We start from the raw sequence: 13,167 nt of genomic DNA on the forward strand, positions 1-13,167 counted from the left end.
ATACCGCACAGAAGCTATTCATTATCTTTTGGCTATAAATTTTATTTTCTGCTCAGATTAAGGGCAAACCGAAAAATAGCGATTGCATTGAAAAATTATGATTCGGTTTAGTGCGACATTGACTGATTAAGGACTCAATCAAGAACACCGCCATGTTCTCAGTCCAGGTCACCAGACATGAGTAAGGTTCACTGAAAATCTGTTTCATTGAGGAGGAAAGATTGCGCATAGCCCTGTTTGGACAGCTACGCGACCCGTGGCTTATGTCAAAAATCTAAGTAAATTATTTTTTGATAAGTCTTTTAAAAAGGTAACTTCTATTTCAGACGAAATAGATGAAAAATGGTTTACGCTTTCTCAAGCTGCTTACCCAGCTTTCCGGCACCGGCTCCATAAAAACAAATCAGCTTCGGACAATCATTCATTGTCATGACCTTAGAATTTTTGGATTTCAGAGCACTACATGGCACTCGGGAGTGATGGCCCCTCATTCTGGTTAAGGGAGCCCGTCCCAAAGGCAAGTCCAGCAGCAGCGATCAAAGCGGCATAATAAGCATCCGAATGAGCAAGTGTTGCATCCAGATAAGCATTCTGCGCGATACTTGTCTGCGTCATGGAGCCTACGCCACTACGATATGCGGCCGAGGATGCCTCAAAACTCGTCATCGCTGCCGTCTCCAGTTTTGCTGATGCGGTATAGGCACTCAGGCTTGTACGGAGCGCATTTTCTGCGACTACAATCTGCTTCACCGAACTGTCGACTGTTTGCTGCAATGTCGCATTTGCACTGTCCGACTGATCCTGAGCCTGCTTGAGTAACGCTGCTCTGGTTCCCCCGTCGAAGATGGGGACAGTAATCCCACCAAGGATCAAACTGCTGAAGGCATTACTCGATAAGTTAAGGGTTGGGGGAGCCTCACTTCCCACTCCCGGCACGGATGAGAGCGCCAGACGCCCCGTCGTGTAAGCCACGTTTCCGGTCATGAAGATCTTGGGCAGGAATTCGCTTTTCGCTGCGCGAACCCTGCTTTTTGCCGCCTTCGCATTTGCGTATGCTGCAAGAACGTCCGGCCTGCGTGAAACAGCCTGTTGGACGAATGCGTCAGTCAGACGAATATCGTCCAGCCCAAGCTGGCGGCCAGAAATATCGAGTGTCTCAAGTTTCGTAGTCGGAGAGATACCAATGGCATTCAGAAGTTCAAGGGCCGTATTCTGTTCGTCGCCCTCTGCCTGTACAAGTCGCAGTTCAGTCTGTGCCGTAGCCTGCCGAGCCTGCGTGACATCCACTATGGTGCCTTGCCCCTGATGTAGCTTTGCGACTGCGGCCGCTTCCACGAAGCGTGCATTGTCCCGCGCCTTACGCAGCAATACGACACGGCTTTGCGCTGCAGCATGGGTGTAATAGGCCGTTGTCACCCCATAGATTATTTTCTGATGTGCCGCAGTGAAGAGCACATTGGTTGCAATCTGTGCCTGCTTTGTGGCGGCAATAACGGCCTCACGTTTGCCGAAGTCGAACAGCAGCCATTCCATACCCAGGGTCTGGATTTCGCCAGCGCCCGACCTGCTGTTGCGAACACCGCCCAAAGCACTGTTTAACCCACTCAAGCCCGAGTTGATTGCATCTTCAGCAATGCCCGCATTGCTAACCGAAGGGTTCGCACCGTCATTACGGCTATGATTGTATCCGCCTACAACTGTCGCAGTCAGGCGGGGCAAGTAAGCACTTTTCGTAATTCCCACAGCCAGAGCAGCATCGCGCGCAAGGTTCCAGGCACGTCTGGTTTCAGGATTGGCCGACTGCGCAATATCAATCAGTTCAGGCAGGGAATAGGCATGGCCAGCCTGTGGTGCCAATTCAGGGGCAGGGGGGCGCACATGGATCTGACTATTGGACGGCAATGTGTATCCAGCAGGGATGGCCAGTGCATGCGGTCCGGGCTTACCGGGCACCAGTTCTCCATTTGCAGCGACATTCGGTTGCCATGGCCGATCAGGGCTGGCTGGCGCCGTTTCAAGTGCCTGGGTCGCACAGCCCGATAGCAGGAGCGGCAGCAAAACGGTTTTTTTGAAGTGAATCATGAAGCAATCTGTTCCAGTCGTGCCGTGCGATCGGCAAGGTCTGGCCGCTTGGGCGTTGCAAGCAATTCTTCAGTCAGCCTCGAGGCATCCATCAAGGCATTTCGGGCCGCCTGAAGACGGGGCTGATCAACGCGCATGTGCGCCGGCTCAGACATCGCATATTCCAGTGTTCGTTCGCTTTCCAGTAACGCGGATTGACTAAGAGCGGCCGCCTGAAGCTGATCTTCAGAGCTCTGAGCTGTCCCTTGGCGCCTCAGGCAATCTTTCAGCTTGCGAAGACTGGCCCCCAAATGATCGTAGGCACTTGCCGGCCAGAAGCTGGTGAACATGGCATATGTAATGAGGTTACCGAGCATGATACCGACAATACGGTCCCGTGCGGTGGCCATGTCTGCTGTCGGACCATAACCTTTCAGATCTGTCAGATAAAATGCCAGACCGATCTGAAAGCCCGCATAAGCAATACGGTCGTCGCCCGTCTTAACCCATGCCCCGATCAGGGAAACAACAAAGACAAGCGCCAGAAATCCGGTGATACCATTCAGATGCGGCATAACAGCGATAATAGACGCGATCCCCAGCGTCCCGCCTATGAGCGCGCCCGTGATGCGCAGGGTCAGCTTTGAAATCATTTCGCCCATCGTAGGCAACGCGACGATGAAGCAGGTAATGATGCAAGTGTGGATGCCTGGCCAATCCAGAACCTTGAAGGTCAGATAACTCAGCATCACCGCAGCAGTCCCTTTCACTGCGAAGCGCACATGGTCTGGATTGGTAAAGGCGTCCTCAGAAAAGAAACCGGATTTTTTCTTTTCTGGCAATTTTCCAACGATAGGGGCAGGAGGAGTTGTGAAATTCGGAAGGAGAGCGGCTATCGCCTGTAAAGACGGATGCTCCGAAGAGATCACAGGGCTTTCGATGGCTGTGGGATAGTCACCGCCCGCAAAAATCCTGGCCATGCCTTCAAGCGTTTCGGTCAGGCGAGACAACTGCCCCGGTGGCAGTCTTGCCCGGCTCGCCTCATCAGCAAGCGCAAGAACGGCGACACTGCTGTTGGCTGCCTGTCGCAAGCAGCCCAAATCGTGGAGAGACCAGATCTTTTCAAGTGAGGCCATCTTGGCGGCCTTCATCATGCCCGCCGTGCCTTCCCGAAGCATATCTGTCGCGCGTTCCTGCGTGAGCGCATCAGGAGTTTGGAGAAGGCGAACAGCCATGTAGAGCTGGGCAGCAATGCTATCCGTCAGGATCTTTTTAGGGGATGGGCAAATCAACAGCCCCAGCACAATCATGACCGCCCCAGGCACGGCCAGAAAGAGATCCGTGTAGAGAAGGGCGCGTGTCACGACCTCTCCAACCGGGACCTGATCAATCGCAATCAGTCCGTAAACCGTAATCAGACCCAGCATATAAGCCACAGGCTTAAGCTTGCTGGCGGAGCCCAGAAAGAAAAAACTGAACGACAACAGGGCAATGACGATCACCAGTCCCATAGGATGATCGAGCGTCAGGCGGATGAGCGCGTAAATGATCAGAAGCAGAATGAGGATGAGGACATTTACAGCCACCCCAGCCAGAGCATTTGTCACGCGGTCCTTCTGCCACAGCGCCATGGTCACAAGGGCTGGCACGGCCAGCTCCGGAACCTGCCAGATTTCCCCAATCAGCACAGTCGTCGTGCATGCGGCCGCCATGCGAAGCGCATATCCTAATCGCCCCGGGGCAGGGTCACAGACCAGCCGCCATATCCGTGCCAATCCCAGTCCCGGCCCTCTCATGCTGGAAGACGACGGGGCATTCGCCAGAGTGTCAGGGACAGGCAGCGCCATGCTGGATCTCAACGGTTGCTGTAGCGCCAAGTCTGAGCAAAAGCGGGTTTGCCCTTTCTAGCTTGATACGGACCGGAAAGCGTTGGGCGACGTGAACCCAGTCCATTTGGCGCGGCACGATGGGCAGTGAGCGGGCAATGCCAGCAGAATCTACAGACAGGACGCCCCAACCAATACTTTCGACGTGTCCGCGTAGAGGACTGTGGCGATCAATCATTGAGTGAACGGTCACGCAGTCGCCAATCTGAACGGAAGAAAGATTGATTTCACGGATATTGGCGGTAGCGTACCACTCGTCATCGGCAATCAGCGTGAACAGGACCTGAGACGGTGCAAGAACTTCGCCAGCTTTAACCCGTAAACTCGTGACATAACCATCCGCGGGAGCTGTAACCATAGTCTGGCGTAGCTCGTATTTTGCGTGATCCAGGGCTGCCTGACCGGCATCCCGTGCGGCAAGAGAGCTTTTCAGATCTCCGATCGCTGTTGTCGCTGCGACAGACTGGTTTCTCGACTGCGAAAGCGACACTTCAGCGTCGTGGAGAGCCACACGAGCCTGATCATACTGCTGCCATGGAATATAGGACTGGCCAGCAAGCGGCTTCAGGCGCTCTACCGTGCGTGCGGCCAAATCACGATTGGTTCTGGCGCGAACAACCTGGTCATCCGCCGTAGCGGCGTTGGATGTCTTGATGCTGAGCAGCCGTGTCTGGTTCTCGACCTCCGCATTCGCAAGATCCAGATTGGCCTGAGCCTGTCGGACAGTCAGTTCGTAGGGTTCGGGATCAAGCTGGTAAAGAACATCCCCTTTATGAACATGCTGATTGACGACAACTCTGAGTTCCTTCAACCGTCCGCCAACGGTGGAGGCGACGTGCACCATTTCCGCGTCAATACTTCCAGTATCCGAAGACGGATGAGTGCTGTCTTCATGCGAGACGTGCACGCCGAACAGAATGGCGGCCCCTACGCAGACGACAGCGACGATAATACCAATCGGCTTTTTGTCAGAAACTTGAACGCGCTGCATCATCAAGGCCCGAACGCCAACGTCCACACAGTCAGCGCGGCGATAACGCCCAGCGCGACATAGGTGAAGAGACGAAAGCTAAGCATGGCATCAAGGCCGGTTAGAAGAAATACCACCCGCAATCCGACAGCAACCGCAACCCCGATGAGGCCACAGACCATCCAGTCCGGAAAGTAAGCGCCTACAACTGGAAAAGAAGGGGCGCCCTGGAGGGTACATCCTTCACTCGCCAATAAAAACAAGACAGGAATGAGAAAACGCAGGCGGGTAAATCGCATAAGAAGTATCAGTGCTTTCTGCGTCCAAGAAACAGACCCTGAACCTACCACATTCCTTTCCAAACGCTACTCCGTATCAAAAGACGAAACGTTTGGACTTACACGAATGAGGAGCCCCAGGGCCGAGAATATCCTTCGTCTTCCTTTTTCCCTGAGACCACACCAACAAGGAAGCCAGACATCTGAACAGGCATCATTCAACCCTCATAGAGAATAAGCTGAACGTTTGGTCAGAAAATCCTTGCACGAAAGCATTTCGAACCCATACCATTCCGATTACGAACTAAGTCAGGCAGGAGACGAGTATGCGACTCGATATTGCATGTGGCCGGTTGCCGGAATCCGCTCTGGAACTCAACTTCGCCGACGCTCACCCCGGCTTGTCGCCTGAACAGGCAGCGCTGGAAGCGGATCGATGTTTTTACTGCTACGACGCCCCTTGCGTTGAGGCCTGTCCCACGGACATTGATATTCCGCGGTTCATCAAAGCAATTGCGTCTGACAATCTTGCTGGCGCCTCGCGCACCATTCTTCAGTCCAACATTCTGGGCGGGTCGTGTGCACGGGTCTGCCCGACCGAAATTCTGTGTGAGCAGAAATGTGTTCACACCGCGATTGAAGCTCATCATGCCGTGCGAATAGGCGCACTCCAGCGGTTTGCTACAGACTGGCAGATGCAGCAGAAAACCCACCCGTTTCAGCGAGCGGCAAGCACTGGGAAGCGTGTAGCCGTCGTAGGAGCGGGGCCGGCGGGACTGGCCTGCGCACATCGTCTGGCGATGCATGGGCATGATGTCACGATCTTTGATCGACACGATGCACCGGGTGGCCTCAACCAGTATGGTGTCGCGGCCTATAAGCTTGCTGACAATTTCGCCCAGAAAGAAATCGATTTCCTCATGGAAATTGGAGGGATTACCTTCCAGAGTAACGCGACGCTCGGGGAGAATATCACGCTTGCAGGCCTCCGCGAGACCTATGATGGCGTTTTTCTGGGGCTGGGTCTGGCAGGTGTCCGCGCTCTAGGCCTGGAAAGCGAATTCGCAGAGGGTGTTCTGGATGCGGTCGATTTTATTGAGACCCTGCGTTCCCGAAACCTTTCCGAGGTCGTGGTTGGCAGGCGGGTTGTCGTGATTGGCGGCGGCAATACGGCGGTTGACGCAGCAGTTCAGGCGAAACGTTTGGGTGCAGAAGAGGTGACGCTGGTTTATCGCCGCGGGGCTGCGCACATGTCCGCTACGGAAGTTGAACGGGAATGGGCCCAAACAAACGGCGTAACGGTCAGATTTTGGGCGTCTCCCAGTCAACTCAATGTCGAAGACGGAGCCATCAGGAGCATTACATTTCTTCGAGGCACGCCTGATGGCGGGTACGATCCGCAGAATGCCTTCACACTCGCAGCGGACATGGTTCTTAAAGCAATCGGACAGGTTTTTGTCCCAGACCCAGTGCGAAACGACCAGATCCTCGTGGAAAATGGGCGCATCGTTGTGAATGAAACAGGACGCACCTCCATGCCGGGAGTTTATGCGGGCGGCGACTGTACGGCAGGAGAAGACCTCACCGTTGCAGCCGTTCGGGACGGACGGAACGCGGCTGAAGCGCTTCATGGTGAACTGATGGCATCCAACACGGAAAGGGCTGAGCACAATGGCTGACCTGCGCACAGTTTTTGCTGGGATCAAATCTCCCAATCCATTCTGGCTAGCTTCTGCTCCGCCGACGGACAAGGAATACAACGTTCGTCGGGCCTTTCAGGCCGGATGGGGTGGCGTTGTCTGGAAAACGCTTGGGGAAGATCCACCGGTCGTCAATCTGAGTTCCCGCTATGGAGCCTTGGGCTTTGAGGGACGTCGGCTGATTGGCCTCAACAACATCGAGCTGATTTCGGACCGCCCGCTTGCGACCAACATCGCGGAAATCAAGCGCGTCAAACGCGATTTTCCGGATCGTGCCCTTATCGTCAGCCTCATGGTGCCCTGCGAGGAAGATAAATGGAAAGCCATTCTGCCGATCGTTGAGGAGACAGGCGCAGACGGGATCGAACTGAACTTCGGATGCCCGCATGGCATGTCCGAGCGCAATATGGGTGCGGCGGTCGGGCAGGTCCCGGAATACGTTGAAATGGTGACACGCTGGTGCAAGCAGAACACGCGGATGCCGGTGATCGTCAAGCTGACGCCAAACGTGACTAATATCCTGATGCCCGCACGCGCCGCGCGGGCAGGTGGGGCGGATGCTGTATCCCTGATCAACACCATTCAGTCCGTCATTGGCGTAGATCTGGATGCCATGGCGCCCATGCCGGTTGTGGGCGGCAAAGGAACACATGGTGGCTATTGTGGGCCTGCCGTAAAGCCAATTGCCCTTCGTATGATCGGAGAGATTGCCAGAGATCCCATCATGGCCGGAATGCCCATTTCTGGAATTGGTGGAATCAGCAACTGGCGGGATTCTGCCGAATTTCTTGCAATGGGCTCAGGATCACTTCAGGTCTGTACCGCCGCGATGCATTACGGGTTCCGCATCGTGGAGGACATGATCGATGGCCTGTCCAACTGGATGGATCAGAAAGGTTACGAACGGCTAGAGGATCTGACAGGACGGGCGGTTTCGCAGTTCGTACCGTGGAACCAGCTCAACATGAAGTTCAAGACCCTCGCCAATATCGATCAGGACGCCTGTGTCGGGTGTGGTCTCTGTCATATCGCCTGCGAGGATACGTCCCATCAGGCGATTTCCAAGAAAAACACGGCTGATCGCCGACATTACGAAGTGATCGAAGAGGAGTGCGTGGGCTGCAATCTCTGTGCGCATGTCTGCCCGGTGGATGATTGCATCACAATGGTTCCACAACCTGTAGATGGGGAGCTGACGTGGCCCCATCATCCTTCCAATCCTAATCGCATTCCCGCCTGAGAGGCATGACACGGCGGCCAAAAGGTCAGCCAAGAGGACGGATGAAAGAGGACTGGCATGTTTCATAGCAATATGCGGATTGATGGGAACGCTCTTTGGGCAGATCTGATGGATACGGCCCGGTTTGGTGGAACGCCAAAAGGCGGCATCCGTCGGCTGACACTCACTCCCGAAGACAAACAGGTTCGCGAGTGGTTCGCTTCGACCTGTGAAAGTCTGGGCTGCACCATCACGGTTGATACGATGGGCAACATGTTTGCCCGCCGCCCGGGACTTGATAACAGCCTGCCTCCCATCACGATGGGCAGCCATCTGGATACCCAGCCAACCGGGGGAAAATTTGACGGTATTTTAGGTGTTCTGGGCGGCCTCGCTGTTCTACGGGCGCTTCATGAAGCCGGGCATACAACGCGCCACCCTATCGAACTGATCAACTGGACGAATGAAGAAGGGTCACGCTTCACGCCCCCGATGATGTGTTCAGGCGTTTTCGCAGGCGTTTTTACGGAACAGGAGGTTCTGGACAAGCGAGATCGCGCAGGGGCACGCTTTGGGGACGAACTGGTTTCTATCGGATATCGCGGTGAAGAGATCTGTGGCGATCATCCCATCGCGGCCTATTTCGAGTTGCATATCGAGCAGGGGCCCATTCTTGAGGTCAAAGATCGCGTCATCGGTGCTGTCTCCGGCGTACAGGGAATGCGCTGGTATGAAGTGACGGTAAAGGGCAAGGATGCTCATGCTGGCTCCACCCCCATGCCAATGCGTCATGACGCACTACTGGCAACGTCCAGAATGGTTGTGGCCCTCTCAGAGATCGCGCAGGCCCATGCTCCGGGAGCCGTGGGAACAGTGGGTCTGATTGAAAATCGCCCGAACAGCAACAATGTCGTGCCTGGTGAGACGTTCTTTACCGTGGATATCCGCCACCCGGATGATGCTGTCGTCGTCGCCATGGAGCAGGAGTTCATGGATCGCTTCCACGGCATTGCTGAAGCTGGAGGAGTGACTTTGGAGATTGTGCCCCTCTGGGATGCGCCCGCAGTTCATTTTGACGCGCGGTGCGTGGAGATGGTCGCGGACTCTGCACGCCAAATGGGCTACGATCCGCTTCCGATTGTCTCAGGTCCGGGTCATGACGCTGCGTATCTCGCACGAGTGACACCAACGGCGATGATTTTTGTACCCTGCAGGGATGGCCTGAGTCACAACGAGGAAGAAAGCATCACGGAGAGCGAAGCGGAAGCAGGAGCCAATGTTCTGCTAGGCGCTGTCTTGCGGGCAGACAGCACGCTTTAAGGATCTGCCAACCGAGGGCTTGTCGTCCAGGCTGTCTGCTGTCAAAAATCGCCTCCCGCAGACAGGCTGGGAGAAAGACAATGGCACAAGACAGTCTGGAGGCATCCCCCAGCCCCAGAAAAAGACCCCGTGCAGGCGCCCCACGGCGTGCTACCGTTCCGCAAATTCTGAATGCTGCGGAATGGACCTTTGGCACCCGCGGCCTCAAGGGAACGCGCCTTGAAGATATTGCCAAGGTTTGTGATATCCCCAAGGGCAATATTCTCTACTATTTTGGCTCCAAAGAAGACCTGTACAACGCCACACTGTCACGCCTGCTGGACGTGTGGCTGACAGATGCTGATCACTGGCTTTCTTCTGACAAGGACCCGCTGGACGGGCTTAGAGGATACATAGAAGCCAAGATTGCATTCTCCCGCGCACGTCCTGAAGGATCGCGTCTCTTCGCACAGGAAGTGCTCTCAGGCGGCCATATGGTTCAGGACTTCTTACGGAGAGAACTGCGAGCCCATGTGGCCCGACATGTCGCGATCTTTCTGGAATGGCAGGCGAAGGGCATCATGGCACCCATCGACCCGACACATCTGTTGTTTCTCTTGTGGTCAGGTACGCAGGCATATGCGGATATGCAGGTCCAGTATGAGGCCGTTCTGGACCGTACACCTCTTACTAATGGCGATTATGAAACTGCCGTCGAAACCATCATGACGCTTGTTCGTCCGCTGTTCTCCCAATTGGCTTCAGGCGTGTCAGAATCAGATGAAAACAAAACCCTGAAAAGAAGCCTGTAAACCACGCGAAATTCTGGAATACGGCTAATGCTGGCAGGAAGACGTTTGCGAGCCCCACCAGCACAGCCAGACCCAAGGCCCAGATTGCAGTAGGGTTTACGCCACTTCGGTACCAGTAAGCTGCCGATGGGTCTGTACTGTACAGCGCAGGCACGTCCAAAGTTTCCCGCTGAACAAAATAATAGTCCGCCAGAAGAATTCCTGTCACAGGAGCGATGAACAGACCCAGTATGTCGAGCGTCAAATGGATCAGGTCCGGGCGGGCATAGAGGTTCCAGGGCGTGAGAGCGATGGCACCAATCGCCGCAATGACACCGCCGCCACGCCATGAAATGGATGCCGGAGCTATATTGGAAAAATCAAACGCGGCTGAGACGAAATTAGCGGAAATATTGATCCCGATAGTCGCGAGAACGAAGGTCAAAATTCCCACAATCATGATGGTTTGACTATCCAGACGCGTCACCGTCTCAACCGGATCCACGAGGATTTGCCCCAGAACAGGCTGGGTCAGCGTTACGGTTGTGAGCGCAAGTGCGCAGAACGCCATGAAATTGATCGGCAGGCCCCAGAAATTACCGCGCCGTACCGCGCTCAGGCTAATACCGTAGCGTGCAAAATCGCCAAAATTCAGGACAATTGGGGAGAAAAATGCGATCGTCAGAGAGATCACATTCAACACGCCTGTCAAATGCTGCCCGATAGAAAGAGCAGACTGGGGAAGGACGGAAAAGCTGATCTGTCCATGCGTCTTCCACAGAAGCACGCCATCAAGCAGGATCATCATGACGTAAATGGCCGGCCCGGCCCAGTCTATGAAATGCCGGATGGATTCCATTCCGCGCCAGAATACCGCCAACTGCAAAGCCCAGATGAGCAGAAAGGCCAACCAGCCGAGAAGAGACAGTCCCAGCAATCCGTGATGATGAACATCGCTATAGTCTGCAAGTGACGGCATAATACGAAGAACAAACAGAACTACGGCGTTGGATGCCAGCCATGTCTGGATTCCATACCAGCCCACGGCAATAATCCCACGCACAAGCGCCGGGACGACCGCACCGTAGACGCCAAAGACGCTTCGGATAATGACGGGAAAAGGGGCGCCGGACTTCAGGCTCGGAACCGCAATCAGGTTGCAGAGAAGCTGCACGACAACGATTGCAACAAGCAGTCCGATGAGCACGCTGCTGACCGGCAACCCCATCATGAACAGCGTACCAACCGTCATGTACCCGGCGACACTGTGGACATCAGACATCCAGAGAAAGAGAAAGTCCTTCCATGCCCAGTTCCGGTCCTGAACAGGCGCAAGATCCGCATTGGTCAGGCGCCCTGTGGCGTACGCGTCCGGTGACTGTGTCATTCTGGTGATCCTCGTTCTCGAAAAAATTCCGGAAGCGCAATCGTTATGTTGACCGGCTGGTCAGATTAACCATACAGTTTCGGTAAGACAACGACATAATGCCAACCACTTTTCCTGAAGGGAAGGGATGTCATGCTCCTGATCAAGGGTGGAACAGTTGTTACGTCTGAGCGGCGTTTCAGAGCAGACGTCCTGTGTGACGATGACGGGAAAATCGCGGCTGTTCAGGCGGATATGGAAGCGCCGACAGGCTGTACCATCGTTGATGCAGATGGGCTGCTTGTTATGCCAGGCGGAATAGATCCTCATACACATATGGAAATGCCCTTCATGGGCACGACGGCCAGTGATGATTTCTATACAGGCACGGCCGCCGGGCTCGCCGGAGGTACAACGAGTATTATCGATTTCGTCATCCCCGAGCATGGACAGTCGCTTCATGACGCGTGGAAGGCGTGGCGGGGCAAAGCCGAAAAAGCGTCTGCCGACTATGGTTTCCATGTCGCAGTGACGCACTGGGATGACCAGGTTCACCAGGATATGGAAACACTGGTGCGGGACTGCGGCGTTAATTCCTTCAAACATTTCATGGCCTACAAGAACGCCCTGATGGTGGATGATGAGACGTTTCTCAACTCCATGCGCCGAGCGGGCGAACTGGGCGCTTTATGCACCGTGCATGCCGAGAATGGAGATGCCGTGTCCTTTCTTCAGGAATCTCTCCTGAAAGCGGGAAACACTGGCCCCGCGGCGCATCCGCTCTCCCGCCCATCCAGCGTAGAAGGAGAAGCCGCTCAGCGCGCCATTACGCTGGCAGCTGTCAGCAATACCCCCCTTTACATCGTTCACGTTTCCACGCGCGAGGCGACCGAAGCCATTGCAACGGCCCGCCTTCGCGGTTTGCAAGTTTATGGGGAAGTTCTTCCGCAGCATCTGGTTTTCGATGAGAGCGTTTACCAGTCTTCGGACTGGCTGAAGGCATCGCGCTACGTCATGAGCCCACCTTTCCGCGAAAAATCGCATCAGCAAGCGCTCTGGGGCGGCCTTTCTTCCGGCCAGCTCCACACCACCGCAACGGATCACTGCTGCTTCTGCCGTTCCCAGAAAGAAATGGGCCTCACCAATTTTACGCGCATCCCCAACGGTGTTCCCGGCATTGAGGATCGCATGAGCATTCTGTGGCATCACGGCGTTGTCGGCGGCAAGATAACTCCGGAGCAGTTTGTTGCCCTCACGTCCACCAATACGGCCCGTATCTTCAATATCCATAGCCGGAAAGGCATGATTGTTGAGGGTGCAGACGCGGATATTGTGCTGTGGGATCCATCGGCGTCGCGAACCATGTCTGCCGCCACACATCATCAGAATGTCGATTACAATATTTATGAAGGCATGACCGTTACAGGCGTGGCAAAAAAGACAATCAGTCAGAGCCGCGTCCTTTGGGATGACGGTACACTTCGTGCCGAGCGCGGGCAGGGCCGGTATGTCGAGAGAGCACCTTTTAAGAAAAAAACATCTGACAGCCTGATGGAGGCAGTATCGTGACTACATTGACGAACGAAAGCCTGTGCGC

10 protein-coding genes are annotated in these 13,167 nt (G+C 54.9%); 5 read left to right on the plus strand and 5 right to left on the minus strand.

What is annotated here, in order from left to right; genetic code table 11:
* Positions 1–459 precede the first annotated feature (459 nt).
* Genes ABF979_RS07675 through ABF979_RS07690 form a run of 4 tightly spaced genes read right to left on the minus strand, consistent with a single transcriptional unit; the run spans position 460 to position 5,216 of the window.
* Entirely contained in the window at positions 460–2,082 is a 1,623-nt protein-coding gene (locus ABF979_RS07675) for a TolC family protein (protein ID WP_415558916.1), read from the minus strand.
* Positions 2,079–3,908, minus strand: a complete 1,830-nt coding sequence (locus ABF979_RS07680; protein WP_415558918.1) for an FUSC family protein — start codon at positions 3,906–3,908, stop codon at positions 2,079–2,081. The genes ABF979_RS07675 and ABF979_RS07680 overlap by 4 nt, the downstream gene beginning before the upstream one ends.
* Positions 3,889–4,938, minus strand: a complete 1,050-nt coding sequence (gene mdtN / locus ABF979_RS07685; RefSeq protein ID WP_415558972.1) for a multidrug transporter subunit MdtN — start codon at positions 4,936–4,938, stop codon at positions 3,889–3,891. The genes ABF979_RS07680 and mdtN overlap by 20 nt, the downstream gene beginning before the upstream one ends.
* A gap of 2 nt (positions 4,939–4,940) precedes the next feature.
* A complete protein-coding gene (locus tag ABF979_RS07690; protein WP_415558920.1) occupies positions 4,941–5,216 on the minus strand; it encodes a YtcA family lipoprotein in 276 nt (91 codons plus the stop codon).
* A gap of 305 nt (positions 5,217–5,521) precedes the next feature.
* On the opposite strand from ABF979_RS07690, the gene ABF979_RS07695 reads away from it, so the two are divergent.
* From ABF979_RS07695 to ABF979_RS07710, 4 genes are all read left to right on the plus strand, one after another.
* Positions 5,522–6,874, plus strand: coding sequence for an NAD(P)-dependent oxidoreductase (locus ABF979_RS07695; protein WP_215750388.1), 1,353 nt, complete (start codon positions 5,522–5,524; stop codon positions 6,872–6,874).
* A complete protein-coding gene (gene preA / locus ABF979_RS07700; RefSeq protein WP_415558922.1) occupies positions 6,867–8,135 on the plus strand; it encodes an NAD-dependent dihydropyrimidine dehydrogenase subunit PreA in 1,269 nt (422 codons plus the stop codon). The genes ABF979_RS07695 and preA overlap by 8 nt, the downstream gene beginning before the upstream one ends.
* A gap of 57 nt (positions 8,136–8,192) precedes the next feature.
* Positions 8,193–9,434 (plus strand): Zn-dependent hydrolase, encoded by a 1,242-nt coding sequence (locus tag ABF979_RS07705; protein WP_415558924.1) that lies wholly within the window; start codon positions 8,193–8,195, stop codon positions 9,432–9,434.
* Positions 9,435–9,514: 80 nt separating this feature from the next.
* Complete coding sequence (locus ABF979_RS07710; protein WP_415558925.1) at positions 9,515–10,225, plus strand: TetR family transcriptional regulator C-terminal domain-containing protein; 711 nt, start codon at positions 9,515–9,517, stop codon at positions 10,223–10,225.
* Here the strand turns inward: ABF979_RS07710 and ABF979_RS07715 are convergent.
* Positions 10,137–11,591, minus strand: coding sequence for an NCS1 family nucleobase:cation symporter-1 (locus ABF979_RS07715; protein ID WP_415558927.1), 1,455 nt, complete (start codon positions 11,589–11,591; stop codon positions 10,137–10,139). The genes ABF979_RS07710 and ABF979_RS07715 overlap by 89 nt on opposite strands.
* A gap of 132 nt (positions 11,592–11,723) precedes the next feature.
* Here ABF979_RS07715 and hydA point away from each other — a divergent pair, with 132 nt between their 5' ends.
* Positions 11,724–13,139 (plus strand): dihydropyrimidinase, encoded by a 1,416-nt coding sequence (gene hydA / locus ABF979_RS07720; protein WP_415558929.1) that lies wholly within the window; start codon positions 11,724–11,726, stop codon positions 13,137–13,139.
* Positions 13,140–13,167: the final 28 nt, after the last annotated feature.

Origin of the sequence: Gluconobacter sp., from assembly GCF_047723935.1 — a bacterium.
GTDB lineage: Bacteria > Pseudomonadota > Alphaproteobacteria > Acetobacterales > Acetobacteraceae > Gluconobacter.

Coding starts and splice junctions, on each gene's coding strand:
- ABF979_RS07705 (WP_415558924.1), top strand. CDS start 8,193: ATGTTTCATAGCAATATGCGGATTGATGGGAACGCTCTTTGGGCAGAT.
- hydA (WP_415558929.1), top strand. CDS start 11,724: ATGCTCCTGATCAAGGGTGGAACAGTTGTTACGTCTGAGCGGCGTTTC.
- ABF979_RS07680 (WP_415558918.1), bottom strand. CDS start 3,908: ATGGCGCTGCCTGTCCCTGACACTCTGGCGAATGCCCCGTCGTCTTCC.
- ABF979_RS07690 (WP_415558920.1), bottom strand. CDS start 5,216: ATGCGATTTACCCGCCTGCGTTTTCTCATTCCTGTCTTGTTTTTATTG.
- mdtN (WP_415558972.1), bottom strand. CDS start 4,938: ATGCAGCGCGTTCAAGTTTCTGACAAAAAGCCGATTGGTATTATCGTC.
- ABF979_RS07710 (WP_415558925.1), top strand. CDS start 9,515: ATGGCACAAGACAGTCTGGAGGCATCCCCCAGCCCCAGAAAAAGACCC.
- ABF979_RS07675 (WP_415558916.1), bottom strand. CDS start 2,082: ATGATTCACTTCAAAAAAACCGTTTTGCTGCCGCTCCTGCTATCGGGC.
- ABF979_RS07695 (WP_215750388.1), top strand. CDS start 5,522: ATGCGACTCGATATTGCATGTGGCCGGTTGCCGGAATCCGCTCTGGAA.
- ABF979_RS07715 (WP_415558927.1), bottom strand. CDS start 11,591: ATGACACAGTCACCGGACGCGTACGCCACAGGGCGCCTGACCAATGCG.
- preA (WP_415558922.1), top strand. CDS start 6,867: ATGGCTGACCTGCGCACAGTTTTTGCTGGGATCAAATCTCCCAATCCA.